This window comes from Xanthomonas sp. NCPPB 1826 (assembly GCF_056725285.1).
On sequence record NZ_CM161521.1, the window covers coordinates 21,214 to 38,781 of the forward strand.

13 protein-coding genes are annotated in these 17,568 nt (G+C 65.9%); 5 read left to right on the forward strand and 8 right to left on the reverse strand.

What is annotated here, in order from left to right; all coding sequences use genetic code 11:
• Positions 1 to 61 precede the first annotated feature (61 nt).
• Positions 62 to 382, forward strand: a complete 321-nt coding sequence (locus AC1PLA_RS00100) for a DUF1820 family protein (RefSeq protein ID WP_016901574.1) — start codon at positions 62 to 64, stop codon at positions 380 to 382.
• The gene (locus AC1PLA_RS00105; RefSeq protein ID WP_481105312.1) at positions 382 to 1,368 is read left to right on the forward strand and encodes a D-2-hydroxyacid dehydrogenase family protein; all 987 of its coding nucleotides are present in this window, start codon (positions 382 to 384) and stop codon (positions 1,366 to 1,368) included. Before AC1PLA_RS00100 ends, AC1PLA_RS00105 begins: the two co-directional genes overlap by 1 nt.
• Before the next feature lie 205 nt (positions 1,369 to 1,573).
• Here the strand turns inward: AC1PLA_RS00105 and AC1PLA_RS00110 are convergent, their stop codons facing one another.
• Together AC1PLA_RS00110 and AC1PLA_RS00115 are read right to left on the reverse strand one after the other, a co-directional pair.
• Positions 1,574 to 3,082: a S41 family peptidase gene (locus AC1PLA_RS00110; protein ID WP_104571526.1), complete on the reverse strand. Its 1,509-nt coding sequence runs from the start codon at positions 3,080 to 3,082 to the stop codon at positions 1,574 to 1,576.
• A 140-nt stretch (positions 3,083 to 3,222) separates the two neighbouring features.
• Positions 3,223 to 4,521, reverse strand: coding sequence for a murein hydrolase activator EnvC family protein (locus AC1PLA_RS00115; RefSeq protein ID WP_481105313.1), 1,299 nt, complete (start codon positions 4,519 to 4,521; stop codon positions 3,223 to 3,225).
• 97 nt (positions 4,522 to 4,618) lie between these two features.
• Here AC1PLA_RS00115 and AC1PLA_RS00120 point away from each other — a divergent pair, with 97 nt between their 5' ends.
• The gene (locus tag AC1PLA_RS00120) at positions 4,619 to 5,275 is read left to right on the forward strand and encodes a DUF4097 family beta strand repeat-containing protein (protein WP_026064112.1); all 657 of its coding nucleotides are present in this window, start codon (positions 4,619 to 4,621) and stop codon (positions 5,273 to 5,275) included.
• 60 nt (positions 5,276 to 5,335) lie between these two features.
• Positions 5,336 to 7,132 (forward strand): M28 family metallopeptidase, encoded by a 1,797-nt coding sequence (locus AC1PLA_RS00125; protein WP_481105314.1) that lies wholly within the window; start codon positions 5,336 to 5,338, stop codon positions 7,130 to 7,132.
• A gap of 361 nt (positions 7,133 to 7,493) precedes the next feature.
• Here the strand turns inward: AC1PLA_RS00125 and AC1PLA_RS00130 are convergent, their stop codons facing one another.
• The 4 genes from AC1PLA_RS00130 to AC1PLA_RS00145 all read right to left on the reverse strand — a co-directional run bounded on the left by AC1PLA_RS00130 (position 7,494) and on the right by AC1PLA_RS00145 (position 12,706).
• Entirely contained in the window at positions 7,494 to 7,943 is a 450-nt protein-coding gene (locus AC1PLA_RS00130; RefSeq protein ID WP_026064113.1) for a PepSY domain-containing protein, read from the reverse strand.
• A 329-nt stretch (positions 7,944 to 8,272) separates the two neighbouring features.
• A complete protein-coding gene (locus AC1PLA_RS00135; RefSeq protein WP_349779590.1) occupies positions 8,273 to 9,334 on the reverse strand; it encodes a glycoside hydrolase family 5 protein in 1,062 nt (353 codons plus the stop codon).
• 514 nt (positions 9,335 to 9,848) lie between these two features.
• Positions 9,849 to 10,838, reverse strand: a complete 990-nt coding sequence (locus AC1PLA_RS00140; RefSeq protein ID WP_481106246.1) for a glycoside hydrolase family 5 protein — start codon at positions 10,836 to 10,838, stop codon at positions 9,849 to 9,851.
• 794 nt (positions 10,839 to 11,632) lie between these two features.
• Positions 11,633 to 12,706, reverse strand: coding sequence for a glycoside hydrolase family 5 protein (locus tag AC1PLA_RS00145; protein ID WP_349779591.1), 1,074 nt, complete (start codon positions 12,704 to 12,706; stop codon positions 11,633 to 11,635).
• 309 nt (positions 12,707 to 13,015) lie between these two features.
• Between AC1PLA_RS00145 and AC1PLA_RS00150 the strand changes: the two genes are divergently transcribed.
• Positions 13,016 to 14,074, forward strand: coding sequence for an NAD(P)-dependent alcohol dehydrogenase (locus AC1PLA_RS00150; RefSeq protein WP_016901586.1), 1,059 nt, complete (start codon positions 13,016 to 13,018; stop codon positions 14,072 to 14,074).
• Positions 14,075 to 14,266: 192 nt separating this feature from the next.
• Here the strand turns inward: AC1PLA_RS00150 and AC1PLA_RS00155 are convergent, their stop codons facing one another.
• On the reverse strand, positions 14,267 to 15,352 hold the full coding sequence (locus AC1PLA_RS00155; RefSeq protein ID WP_349779592.1) for an acyltransferase family protein: 1,086 nt from the start codon (positions 15,350 to 15,352) through the stop codon (positions 14,267 to 14,269).
• A gap of 678 nt (positions 15,353 to 16,030) precedes the next feature.
• Positions 16,031 to 17,512 (reverse strand): FAD-dependent oxidoreductase, encoded by a 1,482-nt coding sequence (locus tag AC1PLA_RS00160; protein WP_039514691.1) that lies wholly within the window; start codon positions 17,510 to 17,512, stop codon positions 16,031 to 16,033.
• Positions 17,513 to 17,568: the final 56 nt, after the last annotated feature.

Below are 17,568 nucleotides of genomic sequence, written 5' to 3' on the forward strand. Positions count from 1 at the left end.
GCGCCGTGTTGCGCCGGCCGCGCGCTGCGTCGCTGCGCGGTGGCGCGCCTATAATCGCCGCATGTCCAAGCCTCTGTACAAAGTCACCTTCCTCAACCACGGCAAGGTCTACGAGCTCTACGCCCGCCAGGTCACCGGCAGCCATCTGTGGGGCTTCAACCAGATCGGCGAGCTGGTGTTCGACGTGCACGACGGGCTGGTGGTCGACCCCACCGAAGAGCGCCTGCGCGAAGAGTTCGGCAACACCAAGACGCTGCACCTGCCGATGCAGAGCATCGTGCGCATCGAGGAAGTCGAGAAGAAGGGCCAGTCGGTGATCCGCGATGCCACCACCGGCGACAAGGTGGTCACACCGTTCCCGTTGCCGACCAAGCCGCGCTGATGCGCATCCTGGTGCCCGACGATTACCAGGGCGCCGTGCGTCACCTGCCCTGCCTGCAGCGCCTGCACGGCCACGATGTGCAGGTGCTGGGCGCGCTGGCCACCGACCCCAATGAATGGGCCGAGCGGCTGGTCGAAGCCGATGCGCTGGTGCTGATCCGCGAACGCACCCGCGTGGACGCCACGCTGTTGCGGCGACTGCCGCGACTCAAGTTGATCAGCCAGACCGGCCGGATCGGTGCGCATGTGGATGTGGCCGCGTGCACCGAGTTCGGGGTGGCGGTGGCCGAAGGCGTCGGCTCGCCGGTGGCGCCGGCCGAACTGACCTGGGCCTTGATCCTGTCGGCCAGCCGGCGCCTGGGCGAGTACCAGCGCGCGCTGCACCAGGGCCGCTGGCAGGCGCTGGGCGATCCCGGTCTGGGGCGCGCGTTGCATGGGCGCACGTTGGGCATCTGGAGTTACGGGCGGATCGGCCAGCGCGTGGCCGGCTTCGGGCGTGCGTTCGGCATGCAGGTGCTGGTGTGGGGCGGCGAGGCCTCGTGCGCACAGGCCGCGCGCGATGGCTTCGACATCGCCGCCAGCCGGCAGGACCTGTTCGAACGCAGCGATGTGCTGTCGCTGCATCGGCGCCTGACCGCGCAGACCCGCCACCAGATCAACGCGCAGGATCTGGCCTGGATGCGTCCGGATGCGTTGCTGGTCAACACCAGCCGCGCCGAGCTGATCGCGCCCGGCGCCTTGCTGGCCGCGCTGGATGCGGGCCGGCCGGCACAGGCGGCGGTGGATGTATTCGAACGCGAGCCGGTGCTGGATCCGCGCGACCCGCTGCTGCAGCATCCGCGCGTGCTGGCGACGCCGCATCTGGGCTACGTGGAAAGCGACAGCTATGCGCTGTACTTCGAAGCAGCGTTCGACAATGTGCTGGCGTTTGCCGCCGGTGCGCCGCGCAACCTGGTCAATCCCGAGGTCTTGGCGATTGCGCGATAGCGCGTGGTTGACGCGGTGGTGAGTGTGCAACTGGCGAGGCTTGTCGCGACCGGGGTCGCTCCTACAAACGCTTCGGGGTCCAAACCCGCCGGCGCTGTGGTGGCCGGTGATCCAGGGATGCGTGCAGGTGGCGTCGCAGTGCCGACGCGTAGCGATCGGGCCGAACGCGCAGCGGGGCTGATTGACCCGCTGCGCTGTGGCCGGATTACTTGACCGGTTCGGCCGGCGCCGGCGCCGCTGGTGCGGCTGGCGGCGCGGGCTTGGCTTTTTCAGCCGGTTCGCTCGGCTTGTCGGCAGGCTTGGGCTTGTCGGTCGCGGCCGGACGCGCGGCCGCCGGCTTGGGCTCGGCCGCGGTCTTGGCGGCCTTGGCCTTCTGCGCTGCCTGTGCTTTGGCCTTGAGCGCGGCTTGCGCCTTGGCCGCCGAGCCGGGCTGCTTGAGCTCGGCCAGCGCGGAGGCGATCGGGCCATCGCCCGGCAGCACGTCGCCGGCGCTGTAGCCCTCCTCGCCTTCGGCATCGCCGCGCAGATGGCCCGGCAGCGTGGCTTCGCTGAAGTCGGCCAGGCTGGCCGGCACGTCGGCATCGCCCGGTTGCGGTTCCGGGGTGAGCAGCACTTCCGGCACGATGCCGCTGGCCTGGATCGACTTGCCGCTGGGGGTGTAATAGCGCGCGGTGGTCAGCTTGACCGAGTCGCCGTTGTCCAGCGGCAGCACGGTCTGCACCGAGCCCTTGCCGAAGGTGCGGCTGCCGATGATGCGCGCGCGCTGGTTGTCGCGCAGCGCGCCGGCCAGCACTTCCGAGGCACTGGCCGAGCCGGCGTCCACCAGCACCACCACCGGTGCGCCGCCGAGCAGATCACCCGGGGTGGCATCGAACTTGGCATCGCTGATGGAGATGCGCCCGCGCGTGCTGACGATATTGCCCTTGTCGAGCAGGTCGTCGGCCACCTGCACCGCCGAGGTCAGCAGCCCACCCGGATTGCTGCGCAGGTCCAGCACCAGGCCGCGCAACTTGCCGCCGGCCTGCAGCTGCTTGAGGTTCTTCTGGAAGTCGGCACCGGTGTCGGCCTGGAAGGTGCTGATGCGGATATAGCCATAGCCCGGCTCCAGCAGCTTGCTGCGCACGCTGGCCACGCGGATGGTCTCGCGCTGCAGGGTCACATCGAATGGCTTGGGCGCCTTGTCGCGCACGATGGTCAGCACGACCTTGCTGCCGGATTCGCCGCGCAACGGCTCCATCGCCTTGCTGGCGTCGATCGGCTTGCCGTCGATGGCCACGATGACGTCGCCGGCGCGGATGCCGGCGCGTGCGGCCGGGGTGTCGTCGATCGGCGCGATCACCTTGAGCGTGTTGTCCTGCTGCTGCAGCAATTCCACGCCGATGCCGTCGTAGGCGCCGGTGGCCTGCTCGTCGAAGGCTTCGGCATCTTCCTTGTCGAAATAGGTGCTGTGCGGGTCCAGATCCGAGAGCAGGCCGCGCACCGCGGCGTGCATCAGCTTCTTGTCCTCGACCGGGTCGACGTAGGCCTGCTTGACCGCGTTGTACACCGCCACGAAGCGGCGGATCTCGTCCAGCGGCACCTTGGAGACGGCGGCTTCGTTGGCTTCCGGATCGTCCGCAGTGGCCTGGGCGGCGGCGGGACTGGCTTTCTGCGCCCAACCGGGTGAGGCGAACAACGCCAGCGACAGGGCAACGGACAGGACGGCTACGCGCATGAAGCACTCCGACAAAGAGATAAGACGCCCCGCAACGGAGCAGCCTGGATTATGCGCGAAGCCGCGGTAAATCCGCGTTGACTTGGCAGGGCCAGGTATGGCGGCGGTCATGCACCGGCACGCGCGGCGTGCGCGTGCGCTCAGCGGCGCTGCAACCAGCTCGACGGATCCACCGGCTGCCCGTTGCGACGCAGTTCGAAGTACAGCGCCGGCACGCCCTGCCCGCCCGAGCTGCCGACCTTGGCCACCGCTTCGCCGCGCTTGATCGACGCGCCGGCATCACGCAACAGCGTGTCGTTGTGCGCGTACAGGCTCATGTAGCCGTTGCCGTGGTCCACGATCAGGATCATGCCGTAGCCGGTCATCCAGTCGGAGAACACCACCGTGCCGTCGGCCACCGCGGTGACGGTGCTGCCCTTGGGCGCGCCGATCAGCACGCCCTTGCTGGTGTGGCCGTCGGGCAAGGTGGCATTGAAGCGCGCCAGCAGGTTGCCCGAGACCGGCCAGCTCAGGCCGCCGACCTTGGGCGCCGGCGCACTGGCGATGACCTTGGGCGGGGTCTTGCCGGGACGCTCGGGGCGCTCGGTCTTGCTGCGTTTGGCCTGCGCGGCGGCTTCGGCGGCGGCGCGTTTGGCGGCAGCCCGCCGTTCGGCCTCGGCCTTGGCGGCGGCCGCGCGCAGGTTGGCGAGCAGCTGCTCCAGCGATTTGGCGTCCTGGCCCAGGGCTTTTTCGCGCTCGGCGCGCTGTTTGTAGCGGTCGTCCAGCTGCGCGACGGTTGCCGCCTGCTGCGAGCGATCCTTCTGCAGCAATGCGGCCTGCGCCTTTTGCTGCGCACGCGCCGCATCCAGTGCCTGGCGACGGTTGGCGATGTCCTGCTCCACCTTGGTGAGCGCATCCAGCTGCGTGGTCAGTGCCTGGATGCGCTGCGCACGCGCGTTCTGCACGTAGCGATGATCGGCCAGCATGCGGGTGGCGTCGCCCACGGTGTCCTGCGACAACAGCACCTTCAACGGCGCGTTGCGGCCAACCTGGTCGGCAGCGCGCAATAACGCGGCCAGCTGCACGCGCTGGTTCTGCAGGCCGCGCTGCAGCTGCGCACGGTCCTGCTGCAGCTTGCCCAGGTGCTGTTCCTGCTCGCGCATCGCCGTTTCGGTCTCGCTCAACGCACGCGAGGTCCTGGCCACCTTCTCATCGGCCTGGCGCAGTTGCTGGGCGGCGTTGCCGCGCTTGCCCTCCAGCTCGCGGCGGTCGGCGCTGATGGTCTTGAGTTCGTCGCGCAGCTGCTGCAGTTTGCGCTCGGTTTCGCGCTGGCTTTGCGCACCGGCCGCGGTGCTGCCCAGCAGCGTGCAGGCCAGCACGGTCGCCGCCAGCCACGCGCGGGAGCGGCTGGTGGCGGGGGCGGACGGCAGGCGCGATCGCGGGGCGGGCGACAGGGGCAACGAAAGGTCCAGTGACTTCAGGCAGGTGCGCGATTGTAGCCAAGCATGGTGTGATCGCCGCCACGCCCAAGACAGCCGCCGCCGCGCAAGGTTCAGCATGAAGCCCCAGCATCTTCTTCTGGCATTGTCCCTGGTCTGCACAAGCGCCTGGGCCGACGAGGACATCAGCAAGGTCAACGGCCGCATCAGCGCCGAGGCCGGCAAGGTCTATGGCGGGCTGGACACCGTCAACGGCTCCATCGAGGTCGGCGCCGGCGCGCAGACCCGGAGTGTGGAAACGGTCAACGGCAGTATCCAGATCGGCGACAACGCCCGCACCGGCGATGTCTCCACGGTCAATGGCGCGATCACGCTGGGTCAGAAGGTGGTGGTGTCCGGCGGGCTGGAGACGGTCAACGGCAGCGTGCTGGTGGAGCGCGGCAGCCGCATCAGCGGCGGCGTGGAAACCGTCAACGGCAGCATCGGCCTGGTGGAAACCGAGCTCGGCGAGGGCATCGAGACCGTCAACGGCGACATTACCGTCGGGGTGCGCTCGCACGTGCGTGGCGGGATCGAGGTCACCAAGCCGAACTTCAGCTTTTCGTTCAAGCCTGCGCGCAAGCCGCGGGTGGTGATCGGCCCGGATGCGGTGGTCGATGGCCCGCTGGAGTTTGAGCGCGAGGTCAGCCTGTACGTGCACCGCACTGCGAAGATCGGTGCCGTCACCGGGGCCACCGCGCGCAGCTTCGACAGCGACGTGGCGCCCAAGGACTGACGCGCTCACCACGGGCCCAGCGCCTAGAATCGGGGGACCTTCGCCGCACGAGGAGTCCCGATGCCCCGCAAGATCCTGTTGTGCCTGGCCGCGACGCTGGCCCTGGCCGGCTGCAAGCGTGAACCCGCCGATGCGCCGAGCGCGCCCGCCGCGCAGGCACCGGTCGACAGCACGCCCAGCGCGCCGGCCAGTCGCCATGCCTTCTCGCCGGAGCTGACCAGCGGCGACTTTGCCGAGCTGGTCAAGACGCTGGCCTCGGACGAATTCGAAGGACGCGGCCCCGGCACGCCGGGCGAAGAAAAGACCGTCACCTATATCCGTGACCAGATGCAGCGCATCGGCCTGCAGCCGGGCAACGGCGACAGCTGGTTCCAGGACGTGCCGATGGTGGAAACCACCGCCGATGCGGCCACCGCGCCCAGTCTGCGCAGCGGCGAGCAGACCCGCACGCTGGCCTTCGGCACCGACATCGTGGTCGGCACCCGCACCGGCCAGGCCGAGGTCAAGCTGGACAACAGCGAGATGGTGTTCGTCGGCTACGGCGTGGATGCACCCGAACAGCAGTGGAACGATTACGCCGGCCAGGACTGGAAGGGCAAGACGGTGGTGATGTTCGTCAACGATCCCGGCTTCCACACCGGCGATGCCAAGCTGTTCGACGGCAAGCGCATGACTTACTACGGCCGCTGGACCTACAAGTTCGAGGAAGCCGCCCGCAAGGGCGCGGCCGCCGCGCTGATCGTGCACGACACCCCGGGCGCCAGCTATGGCTGGGACGTGGTCAAGAATTCCTGGGCCGGCCCGCAATACGACCTGCCGGCCAAGGACGATCCCGATCCGCGCCTGCCGGTGCAGGGCTGGATCAGCGCCGAGACCGCCAAGCAGTTGTTCGCCAATGCCGGGCTGGATCTGGCACAGGCCTACAAGGACGCCAGCAAGCGTGGCTTCAAGCCGGTGCCGTTGAAGGCCAGCTGGTCAGTGGACCTGAAGAGCACGATCGCGGAGAAATCCTCGCGCAACGTGGTCGGCGTACTGCCGGGCAGCAGCCATGCCGACGAGGCGGTGCTGTACATGGCGCACTGGGACCACCTGGGTAAACACCCGGGCGAGAGCGGCGACAACATCTATAACGGCGCGGTGGACAACGCCACCGGCGTGGCCGGCATTCTCGAGATTGCCGACGCGTTCGCGCATCAGGATCCCAAGCCGGCGCGGTCGGTGGTGTTCGTGGCGGTGACGCTGGAAGAATCCGGCCTGCTCGGTTCCAAGTACTACGTGGCCAACCCGAGCTTTCCGCTGGACAAGATCGCGGCGGTGATCAACCTGGATGCGATGTCGGTGGCCGGGCGCGCACGCGATGTCACCGTGGTGGGCATGGGCAGTTCGGAGCTGGAAGACATCCTCAAGCCGATCGCCGCGATGCAGGGCCGCACCCTGCATGCCGAAGCCACGCCGCAGAGCGGCTCGTATTTCCGCTCGGATCACTTCAACTTCGCCAAGGCCGGCGTGCCGGCGCTGTATGCCGATGGCGGCGAAGACCTGCGTGAGGGCGGTACTGCGGCCGGGCGCGCGGCCGCCGAAGACTACGGGCGCAATCGCTATCACGCCCCGGGCGACGAATACGATGCGGCCAGCTGGAAGCTCGATGGCACCATCGAAGACCTGCAGGCGGTGTATAGCGTGGGCAAGGAGGTGGCCGCCGGCCAGCGCTGGCCCAACTGGTATGCCGGCAACCCGTTCAAGGCTGCGCGCGATCGCATGATGGCCGGCAAGCCCGCTGCGGGTGCCGCAGCAGCGGCGCCTGACGCCGAAAAGGATACCGCTGCCGAGGACAAGAAGGCGGCGCCGGCGCGTTGAACGACGCCAGCACCGCAGGCGATGTCATGTAGCCGATGCATGGCGTCGCGATACGGCCTGCAAGGTGAGCGGCAGCGGCGCGCTCGCGTATCGCGACCAACACAAAGGGCCTCCTGTTGGAGGCCCTTTGTGTTGGTTCGTCCTGATCGTTGCGGCTGCGGACGAGATCACGATCCGTGTCGATGCAGTGCATCGATGCGTCAGATCACGTGCCGCCTCCCACTGAAGTATGTCTCTTGGTCGATGCTCTTCTGAGAGAGGATGTCACCGGCCTGGGAGAGGCCTTCAATCGTGCTGACGGCAACGCGTTGCCAGCAACGCGGCGCGTTGTCGGCGCGTCACCGACTCCGGGGTGCGTTGGTCAATCGTTATCCACGCTCACCACGTGCCCGTCTTCCGGGTCGACATGCAGATCCACCTTCTGCCCACCGCGTTGCTCGGCATCGGCCTTCCACAAGCCGTCTTCGAACTTGAGGTCGTGCACGTTGGAATAGCCGCCGGTCGACAACGCGGCGCGGATATCGGCCTCGCTCAGTTTGGAGGTGGTCTGGTCGCCATACACGCGGCCGGTCACCGGATCGATACGCACATCCACATCCTTGCCGTCGCCGCTGCGTGCGTCGGCGGTCCACACGCCATGTTCGAACTTGACGTCGTGCACCTTGGTATAGCCCTTGTCGGTCAGCATGCTGGTGACCTCGCGGGCGGTCAGTGCCTTGGCCGGCTTGTCGGCGGCGGCCTGCGCAAACGCGCCCTGCGCTGCCAATGCGAGTGCGCCGATCAGCGCGGTCTTCATCAGTCGATGTGCCATGTGATGCTCCTGCAGTGAAGTGCGCCCATGCTGGACGCGGCTTTATCGCTGCCAGGTGAATAGCCGTCAGAAGTGGGGGCAAGAGTTCAGTGAGCTCAAGCTTCGGTGATGATGCGCTCGGGGTGCACCTGATGCGCAAGCACGTTCATCAACGGGTGTTTGCGGCGTTGCAGCGCAATGGACGCGCAGTGTGCTTCAGAGCGACGTACACGGTGCCACGTCGAGACCGTCCTGTTCGGCCTGTCATCCAATAGATAGCCGGTACGAAGATACAGAAAAAAGCGAGCCTCCTTGCGGCGGCTCGCGTGACTCAACCCATCTGCCTCACATTACGGAATGGCGCGTGTGGCGCGCACCGCCTGCGGCGAGAGGATGGACATCTGCGGCTTGTCGGTGCCGTCCTTGTTGGGATGCACGCTGTACTGATAGCTGACGTTCCACCACGAACCGGCGGCCCACCAGGTCCAGCCCGACCAGACATCTGCATTGGCATCGATATAGCGGAGCATGCCGCGCAGTGCTTCATTGCAGACGGGGTTGTTGGCGGTGCCGAATTCGCCCAGAAACCCGCGCCTGTGGTTGGTGCGCAGCCACTCGGTGAAACTACGCAGACGCTCGACACCGATGGTGGCACTGACGCAGACATTGGTGGTGCCGCTGGAATCGGCATCCAGGTATTGATGCACTTCGAACGCGTAGCGATTGAGCGGATCGTAGATCGAGACCAATGCGGTTGCGTTGGAATAGCCATCGTTGGTGGGCGAATACCAGCTGTGCGCACCGGTCCATAATGCGCCGGGCACCAGAATCAGGTTGTTCGCACCGGTGGCACGAATCGCATTGATGCTTGCCTGTGCAGTGGCAGCCCAGGCGCTGGCGGAGACGCCATTGGGCTCATTCATCAGCCCGAAGATCACCGCGTTGTCGCTGGGAAATGCCAGCGCAAGGCGGCGCCACAAATCGGCGAATGTGGCGATTGGCACTTCGTCGCCACCGATCTTGTAGCCGTAGTATTTGCCGTAATTGTGGATGTCCAGCACCAGATACATGCCCGATGCCTTGGCGCGTGCCACGGCTTGCTGCACCAGGGCCAGTTGGGTCGGATCCAGTTCACCGCGTGCACTGGGCTGCAGACGTTCCCACAGCACCGGCAGGCGGATCGTGTTCATGCCGACGCCGGCGAAATAGGTGTAATCGCTGGCCGATGCATACATATAGTCCTTATTGAGGACGCCGGGTTTTTTGGACGATGCGAATTCGGCGCCGGATAAATTGACGCCGGCATACGTCAGTGCGCGTGTTTGTGCGTAGACGGGTGCGAATGTGCCGAACAGGATGCAGAGCAGAGCGCAGCGGAAAACGGTGCGCAGCGTTTGAGAGACAGCAGACATAAAAACAACTCCTTCGACGACGGGGATGGTGTGTCGCAGCGGTTTGCGTGCGATCTGCGCGAGGTGCGCCACACCTGTCGTAACCAATGCATCTGCCGTGCCGAAATGCCCACCACATCGAATGTGAATTAAATGTGTAGGCTGGGTCGCAGTCACTTACCGCAAGGGTCACGTTCTGGAACAGCACGCTGTGACGCGCCGCGTTGCAAAGCGGTCGCGCACGCTTGTCGATACCGCCATCGCATGCATGGCGCTGTCGAAAAATCGGCGAATGGATGCGCTCGCCGTCAACGGTGCGACGTCGGATCACTGACGCTGCACCGCTGTTGCGCGCGCGCACGTAGCGAGCGCTAGAGCGCGCGCTGAGTGCTGGCGTTTTATTGCGTGAGGACTGTGCTCACCGCGGCTGGGCGCGGCTGCTGCCTGGCATCGGCATGTACCGGGCGTACATGCGTGAGCTGGGTGTTTGCTCCGCAGCGTGCGACGGTTGCCCATCGCACGCTGCTTGCTCCGACTAGTGGGTGATACGTTTTGCGCGTGCGCTCAGGATCGACATCTGCGGCTTGTCGCGGCCCTGCGCATCGGGCTGCACGTTGAAGGGGTAGCTGCGGTTCCACCATGCGCCGGCGGCCCACCAGGTCCAGCCCACCCACACGTCGCGGTTGGTTTCCAGGTAGCCCAGCATGCCGTTGAGTGCGCTGTTGCAGGTGGCGTTGTTGCCGGTGCCGAACTCGCCGAGAAAGCCTTGCTTGTGATTCAGACGCAGCCATTGGGTGAAACTGCGCAGGCGGTCGGCACCGGCGGTGCTGCTGACGCAGCCGGCGCTGGTGCCGCTGGAGTCCGTGTCCAGGTACTGATGCACTTCGATGGCGTAGCGATTGAGCGGGTCGCGAATGGAGGCCAGCGCCACTGCGTTGGACTGGCCGGCAACGGTGGAATACCAGCTGTGCGCGCCACTCCATAGCGCGCCGGGCACCAGGATCAGATTAGTGGCACCGGTCTTGCGGATGGTGTCGATCGATGCCTGCGCGGCGTTGGCCCAGGACTGCGGATTGATGTCGTAAGGCTCGTTCATCAGCCCGAAGATCACGCTGTTGTCGTTCTTGAAGGCGAGCGCCAGGCGTCGCCACAGATCGTTGAAGGTGCTGATCGGCACGCGCGCGCTGCCGATCTTGTTGCCGTAATACCTGGCGTAGTTGTGGATATCCAGGATCAGGTAAACCTTGGCGGCCTTTGCGTTGGCCACGGCCTGGCGAATCAGCGCCAGCTGCGCCGCATCCAGCTCGCCACCGGCCTTGGGTTGCAGGCGCTCCCACAGGATGGGCAGCCGGACGATGTTCATGTGTTTACCGGCGAAGTAGCGGTAATCGCTGGCAGCCGGATACAGGTAGTCGACATTGAGCACCCCGGGCTTCTGCGAGGATTTGATTTCTGCACCGGAAAGATTGACGCCTGCGTACTTCAGGCGGTTCTGTGCATGTGCGAACGGCACACCCGCAAGCAGCACGATGACAAGCAGCAGCAATGACAACGCACGGCTGGACAGCCGGCGCATCGGAGTGGGGGAGGGCAGCATGGGTGACTCCTGAAACATTCGCGGGGGAGATGCATTGCCCTGGCGTGGACCTGCCACGTGCATGACGACACTGCATCGCGTTTCACCCTAAGCGCATCGAGACATTCAAACTACGAATGCGAGCTATCACTTAATTCGAGCTGTGAGCGACTTCGCAGTTATTGCCAAACATGCACACGCTTTGTTGTGGTAAAGCGACACCGCGCGGTCACGCGCATTGCATGCCGGTTGCAATCTGCGCCGAATGGCTGCGGAAGTACGCCGCATCCCGCATCGCTGGCCAGTTGTGGTGCGATCGCAACGCCGCAGGTTGCTGGCGTCGCACGCGCGGCAGCGATGCACATCGCAAGTGCGACATGCGCCGCACTGCGCGGGGAATTATCAGAACGCAACGCGCGGCGCAGCACGCGCAATCGCAACCGTGCTGCTGCGCGATCAACACGCATGCACGTGCAAAGTCACCTGGTGCGATTGCGGAACTTCGGCACTTGCCATGTGCAGCGCACGATAGGTGTGGGCTGCGTCATGCTTTCCGCAGCGGGCAGCCAATGCATCTGCTGCAATAGGCAGATGGGATTGTGGCTGCGATGGATGCAGCACGCTGTCTGCAATCGTTGGTGGATGTCATTGGTGACGCGTGGCAGGACAGGGCGGATGGCGCGCAAAAAAAACGGTGGCCGCAGCAACCGCTGCGACCACCGTGATCGACCTTCCCGCGCGGTTTACTTGGTCGCGCGGCGGGCGTACTTGCTCAGAATCGACATCTGCGGCTTGTCGCTGCCGTCCTTGCCCGGCTGCACGGTGAAGAAATACTCCGGCTTCCACCATGCGCCAGCGGCCCACCAGGTCCAGCCCAGCCACACGTCACTGTTCTTTTCCATGTAGGTCAGCATGCCTTCCAGCGCCTGGTCGCAGACCGGATTGTTGGCGGTGCCGAATTCGCCCAGAAAGCCCTTCTGCTTGTTCTCGCGCAGCCATGCGGTGAAGCCGCGCAGCTTTTCCTCGCCAACCGTGGCACTGGTGCACACCGGCTTGGTGCCGCTGTAGTCGTTGTCCAGATACTGGTGCGCTTCGAAGGCCAGGTTATTGCCCGGGTCCTTGAGAATCTCCAAGGCCTTGGCATTGGAGACGCCATAGTTGGAGCTGCGCCAGCTATGCGCGCCGCTGTAGGCGGTACCCGGCACCAGGATCAGGTTCCTGGCGCCGGTCTTGCGGATCGCGTTGATCGCACCTTGCGCCGCGCTCGCCCAATCGGTGGCGGAAATGCCGTTGGGCTCATTCATCAGCCCGAAGATCACCGACTTGTCGTCCTTGAATTCGAGCGCCAGCCGGCGCCACAGATCCGCCACCGCGGCGGTGGGCACCTCGCTGCTGCCGATGCGCTTGCCGTTGTACTTGGCGTAGTTGTGCACATCCAGGATCAGGTACTGCTTGTTGGCCTTGGCCGCATTCACCGATTTCTTCAGCAGCGCCAGTTGCGCCGCATCCAGATCGCCGTTGAGCTGTGGCTGCAGGCGTTCCCACAGGAACGGCAGGCGAATCGTATTCATGCCCTTGCCGGCGAAATAACTGAAATCCGACGCGGCCGGATAGATGTAGTCCTTGAACAGGGTGCCGGGCTTCTTGCGTGAGTTGAACTCGGCGCCGGACAGATTGACGCCGACATACTTCAGGCCGCTGGATTCCTTTCCGGGGCGCGCAGGCTCCTTGGCGTGCGCCAGCGGCAGTGCGGCCAGCAAGGTCAGTGCGAGTGCGGCACTGCGCAAGGATGGGAGGTTGGGGGGAGAGCGGAACATGGAAGCCTCCTTCGGCATCGACGTAGGCGGCCGCAGGGGGAGGGCACGGCCAGCAGGGATGGTGCAGGGCAGGATGGTGGTTGGTCAGCGTAGAAGCTCCGGCGTTAGCGCGCCATTCACGCCGGCAAACGCCGATTTGATCGTGCGCAAACACCCGCAGGGCGCACCATGCCGCTGCGGTCGCGTCCGCAACCCGGCAGGCAAGACGCACTGTCGCAGGAGTGCGACAGGTAGCTGTCTTAAGCTAGAGCCACCCATTTCTTTGTCTTCCGCACTGTTGCGGGGGACGTCACATCCTGGAGTCTCCCCATGAGCCAAGCCCACGCGTACGCCGCCCAAACTGCCGATCAGCCGCTTGCACCGTTCGTGTTCGAACGGCGCGCGCCAGGCCCCAACGATGTGCAGATCGATATCGCCTACTGCGGTGTGTGTCACTCGGACCTGCATACCGCACGCAACGAATGGCACAACACGCGCTACCCGTCGGTGCCCGGCCACGAGATCGTTGGCCGCGTTACCGCGGTCGGCGATGCGGTCACCGGCTTCAAGGTCGGCGATCTGGCCGGCGTCGGCTGCATGGTCGACAGCTGCCGCAGCTGCGCGTCCTGTCAGGAAGGCGAAGAACAGTATTGCGAGCAGGGCTTCACCGGCACCTATAACGGCCCGATGTTCGGTGGCGGCGAGAACACCTACGGTGGTTACTCGGACCACATCGTGGTCGACCAGAAATACGTGCTGCGCATCTCGCACAGCGATAACCTGGCCGCAGTGGCACCGTTGTTGTGCGCCGGCATCACCACGTATTCGCCGCTGGCGCACTGGAAGGTCGGTCCCGGTCAGAAGGTAGGCGTGGTCGGTCTGGGCGGCCTGGGTCACATGGCGGTGAAGATCGCCAAGGCGATGGGCGCCACCGTGGTGCTGTTCACCACCTCCGAGAGCAAGCGCGCCGATGCGCTGCGCCTGGGCGCCAGCGAAGTAGTGGTGTCCAAGGACGAGGCGCAGATGGCCGCACAGGCCAACACGCTGGATTTCATCCTCAACACCGTGGCCGCGCCGCACAACCTGGACCCGTTCCTCAATGCGCTCAAGCGCGACGGCGCGATGGTGCTGGTGGGCGTGCCCGAGGAGTCGCATCCTTCGCCGAGCGTGTTCAATCTGGTGATGAAGCGCCGCACCCTGGCCGGTTCGTTGATCGGCGGCATCCGCCAGACCCAGGAAATGCTGGATTTCTGCGCCAAGCACAACATCGTCTCGGACATCGAAACCATCCGCGCCGACCAGATCAACGAGGCCTATGAGCGCATGCTCAAGAGCGACGTGAAGTACCGCTTCGTGATCGACATGGCCACGCTGGACAAGGCGGCCTGATCGCCTGGCCTGCAGCCCTGCCACAGGGCTGCAGGTCGGTTGCCGGCGCTAGGGTCGGCCCAAGAGTGACGCGGCATGGAATGCATCACCTGGGGCTTGGAACGGTAGTGCGTGGTCGTATGACCGCACGACATCAGCCTTACCAGCCGGATCGGCAGCGCCGCTGAGCGGCACTGCCGGCATGCACTCCCGCTATGCGGACACCGGCGAGGCATGCAGCTTGCCGGCGACAGGCAAGCTGCGTGGGCGACGCACCGGCAGCGGTGCGGAGAACAGCAGGTTCAGCGCGGGCAGGCGGCCCGGTGCACGCAGCACGCACAGCACGGCCGGCGCCAGCACGCCGACACTCAACAAGGCGAAAAACAGCACCGTTCCCTCTTCGATCCAGCGCGGCAGCAGGTAGGCCAGGACGATGAACGGCGGAAAATGGCTCAGGTAGAACACCACCGAGTTGCGGCCCACATAGCGGATCGCCTGCGCGGCCGGTTGCCGGTTGGCCCACATTGCCGCGGTGATCAGCAGCGGTAGCGCGATCAGCACCAGCGGCAGGTAGCCGATCCAGATGCCGTGCAGCGCGGTGAGATTGGCGATCAGCACGATGGCGCACAGGCTCAGGCACGACAGCGGCCAGATCCAGCGCGGTGCTTGCCGTAGCAGGGCCGGCACCCGGCCGGCCAGCAGCGTGCCGATGTAGAAGAACGCAAAGTAATAGAACGGATCGGCACCCTGGCGCAGCAGCGGCCCCAGGCAGACCGAGCCCAGCACGGTCGCGGCCAGGACCAACGGCGCCGGCAGCCGGCGCAGCAAGGGCATCAGCACCAGAAACACGAACAGGTAGAACAGGAACCAGGTCAGTGCCACGTTGCCGACCGCGATCTTGCCCAGGTCCAGCCAGGCGATGGGTTCGGCCTTGGCCAGCACCGAGCCGGCCTCGCGCAGGGCGAAGATCAGCACCGACCAGAGCAGGTAGGGATACAGCACGTGCCGTAGCTTGCCGCCGAGGTAGGGCGCGATGCCCTTGTCCAGCCCCCGTGCCACGAACAGGCCCGAGAGCAGGAACATCAGCTGCATGCGCAGCGGCGCCAGCGAGCGGTTGAGGCGCTCGATCGACAGCATCAGTGCGCTGCTTTCTTCCGCCGCACCGCCGCGCAGTTCCGGGTAGGCATCGAAGGCGAAGCCATAGGCGTGCAGCACGATCACCATCAACACGCTGGCACCGCGTAGCCAGTCCACCCAGTCGTCGCGTCCATATTGGCCGGTAGTGAGTTGCTGTGTCATGAGGTTGCTTCCTTGGTGGGCCCACGGCTTCGCCGCCGCGGGGCGCGGCGACAGATGAATGAGGTCTGGAGTCCGCGGCGGCGGTATCGCGCACCGGGATGGGACCGACTGCCGTCATTGCCGAGGACATCCGGCTCGACGCAGGGCGCGCTGCGCGTCGCTGGTGAGTCGGCAGCATCGCGTTGGACGGCGACAGCAGATATGTGACTTAAATCACACTTCTATAGTGGGTGCAATCGTCGAGGCTGCAGATCGATGCAGGCCCGGGTGCATGCCGATGGCGGACTCAAGCTTGCGTGCGAAAGGCTGCATGGTGGCTGGGCGCTTGCGTTTGCTGGCACTGCTGTCCGGCGCGCCGTGTGTCCAGCGAGGTGTCGATCGCGGAGGAGACGTGCGTGTGTCCTCGCGCGCTGCGGGTCGGACAAGCCACGACCCTGCGATGCGATATCGGCGTTGCGCCAGGAGGCGTCTGGCCTGCATGAGCGGGCAGGTGGAACCCTGGGGCATGAGTCAGGCGAGAGTCTGGTCGCCTACAGGAGCGTCTTCCGCACGGTGGGTCGCGGTGGATGCGCTGCATCGAGCAGCGTCATGCGGCCTGGCCGCCAACGCAGCGTGCGGGCTGCCCGCACGTGAGCCGGTAACCAGCGGTGGGCGCCGAGCCCACGCGCTGATCGGCACTCAGGCGGCGGCCGGTTCCTTGACCTGCGCCTTGACGCCCAGCAGCTGCACGATGCTGCCGGCCGCATCGCGGCCTTCGGCCACCGCGGTGACCACCAGGTCGGCGCCGCGTACGCAATCGCCACCGGCGAACAGGCGCGGGTTGCTGGTCTGGTAGGGCAGGCGGCCGTTGTCGTCGGCCGGTGCAACGATGCGGCCGTTGCTGCCGGCTTCCACGCCTTGCGCTGCCAGCCAGTCGGGCAGGGTCGGTGAGAAGCCGAAGGCGATGATCACCACGTCCGCTTCCAGCAGCGATTCGCTGCCTTCCACCGGCACCGCGTTGCGCCGCCCGCTGGCATCGGGTTCGCCGAGCCGGGTTTCCACCACGGTCACGCCGATCGCCTCGTCGTCGGCGCCGGATTCGATCGACAGCGGCTGACGGTTGAACAAAAAGCGCACGCCTTCCTCGCGCGCGTTGGCGACCTCGCGTGCCGAGCCCGGCATGCTGGCCTCGTCGCGCCGGTACGCGCAGGTGACCTTGGCCGCACCCAGGCGGATGGCGCTGCGCACGCAGTCCATGCCGGTGTCGCCGCCGCCCAGCACCACCACGCGCTTGCCGTTGAGATCGGGCAGCGCCATCTGGTCTTCCCAGCCGGCGATCGGCCGGCCGTGCGGGTCGTTGCCGCTGACGATGCGGCTGTTCTGCACCAGGAACGGCAATGCCGGCAGCACGTTCTTCAGGTCCTGCCCGGGCAGCCCGCCATCGGTGTAGCGGTAGGCACCGGTGCCCAGGAACACCGCATCGAACTCGCCCAGCAACTGCTCGATGCTGACGTCCTTGCCGATCTCCACGCCCAGGCGGAACTGCACGCCCATGCCTTCGAGGATCTCGCGGCGCTTGCCGATCACCGACTTGTCCAGCTTGAAGCTGGGAATGCCGAACTGCAGCAGGCCGCCGATCTGCTCGTAGCGGTCGTAGACCACCGCCTCGATGCCGGCACGCACTAGGCGGTCCGCGCAGGACAGGCCGGCCGGGCCGGCGCCGATCACCGCCACCCGCCACCCGCTCGGCTGCACATTGCCCAGGTCCGGGCGCCAGCCCATCTTGAAGGCGGTATCGACGATGTATTTTTCCACCGCGCCGATGGTGACTGCGCCGAATTCCTCCAGCGTGCAGCTGCCTTCGCACAGGCGGTCCTGCGGACACACCCGCCCGCACACTTCCGGCAGCGGATTGGTGGAGTGGCACAGCGCGGCGGCTTCTTCGATGCGGTTTTCCTGCACCAGCTGCAGCCACTGCGGGATCGCGTTGTGCACCGGGCATTTCCAGCTGCAGTACGGATTGCCGCAGTCCAGGCAACGGCCGGACTGGTACTGCGCGTCGGCCTTGTCGAACTTGCCGTACAGCTCGCCCCAGTCACCGGACGTACGCAGCTCCACCGGAATGCGCGTGGGCATGGTCCGGGGCAGGTCGAGGAATTGGAAGGCTTGCTTGCGGCTCATAGGGCTGGGATTCGGGAGTTGGGATTGGGGATTCGCAACAGCGGGCGACGGGGGGC

Excerpts from the sequence above, each read along its gene's own strand:
- AC1PLA_RS00100 (WP_016901574.1), top strand. The coding sequence starts at position 62 with ATGTCCAAGCCTCTGTACAAAGTCACCTTCCTCAACCACGGCAAGGTC.
- AC1PLA_RS00105 (WP_481105312.1), top strand. The coding sequence starts at position 382 with ATGCGCATCCTGGTGCCCGACGATTACCAGGGCGCCGTGCGTCACCTG.
- AC1PLA_RS00110 (WP_104571526.1), bottom strand. The coding sequence starts at position 3,082 with ATGCGCGTAGCCGTCCTGTCCGTTGCCCTGTCGCTGGCGTTGTTCGCC.
- AC1PLA_RS00120 (WP_026064112.1), top strand. The coding sequence starts at position 4,619 with ATGAAGCCCCAGCATCTTCTTCTGGCATTGTCCCTGGTCTGCACAAGC.
- AC1PLA_RS00125 (WP_481105314.1), top strand. The coding sequence starts at position 5,336 with ATGCCCCGCAAGATCCTGTTGTGCCTGGCCGCGACGCTGGCCCTGGCC.
- AC1PLA_RS00130 (WP_026064113.1), bottom strand. The coding sequence starts at position 7,943 with ATGGCACATCGACTGATGAAGACCGCGCTGATCGGCGCACTCGCATTG.
- AC1PLA_RS00135 (WP_349779590.1), bottom strand. The coding sequence starts at position 9,334 with ATGTCTGCTGTCTCTCAAACGCTGCGCACCGTTTTCCGCTGCGCTCTG.
- AC1PLA_RS00145 (WP_349779591.1), bottom strand. The coding sequence starts at position 12,706 with ATGTTCCGCTCTCCCCCCAACCTCCCATCCTTGCGCAGTGCCGCACTC.
- AC1PLA_RS00150 (WP_016901586.1), top strand. The coding sequence starts at position 13,016 with ATGAGCCAAGCCCACGCGTACGCCGCCCAAACTGCCGATCAGCCGCTT.
- AC1PLA_RS00155 (WP_349779592.1), bottom strand. The coding sequence starts at position 15,352 with ATGACACAGCAACTCACTACCGGCCAATATGGACGCGACGACTGGGTG.
- AC1PLA_RS00160 (WP_039514691.1), bottom strand. The coding sequence starts at position 17,512 with ATGAGCCGCAAGCAAGCCTTCCAATTCCTCGACCTGCCCCGGACCATG.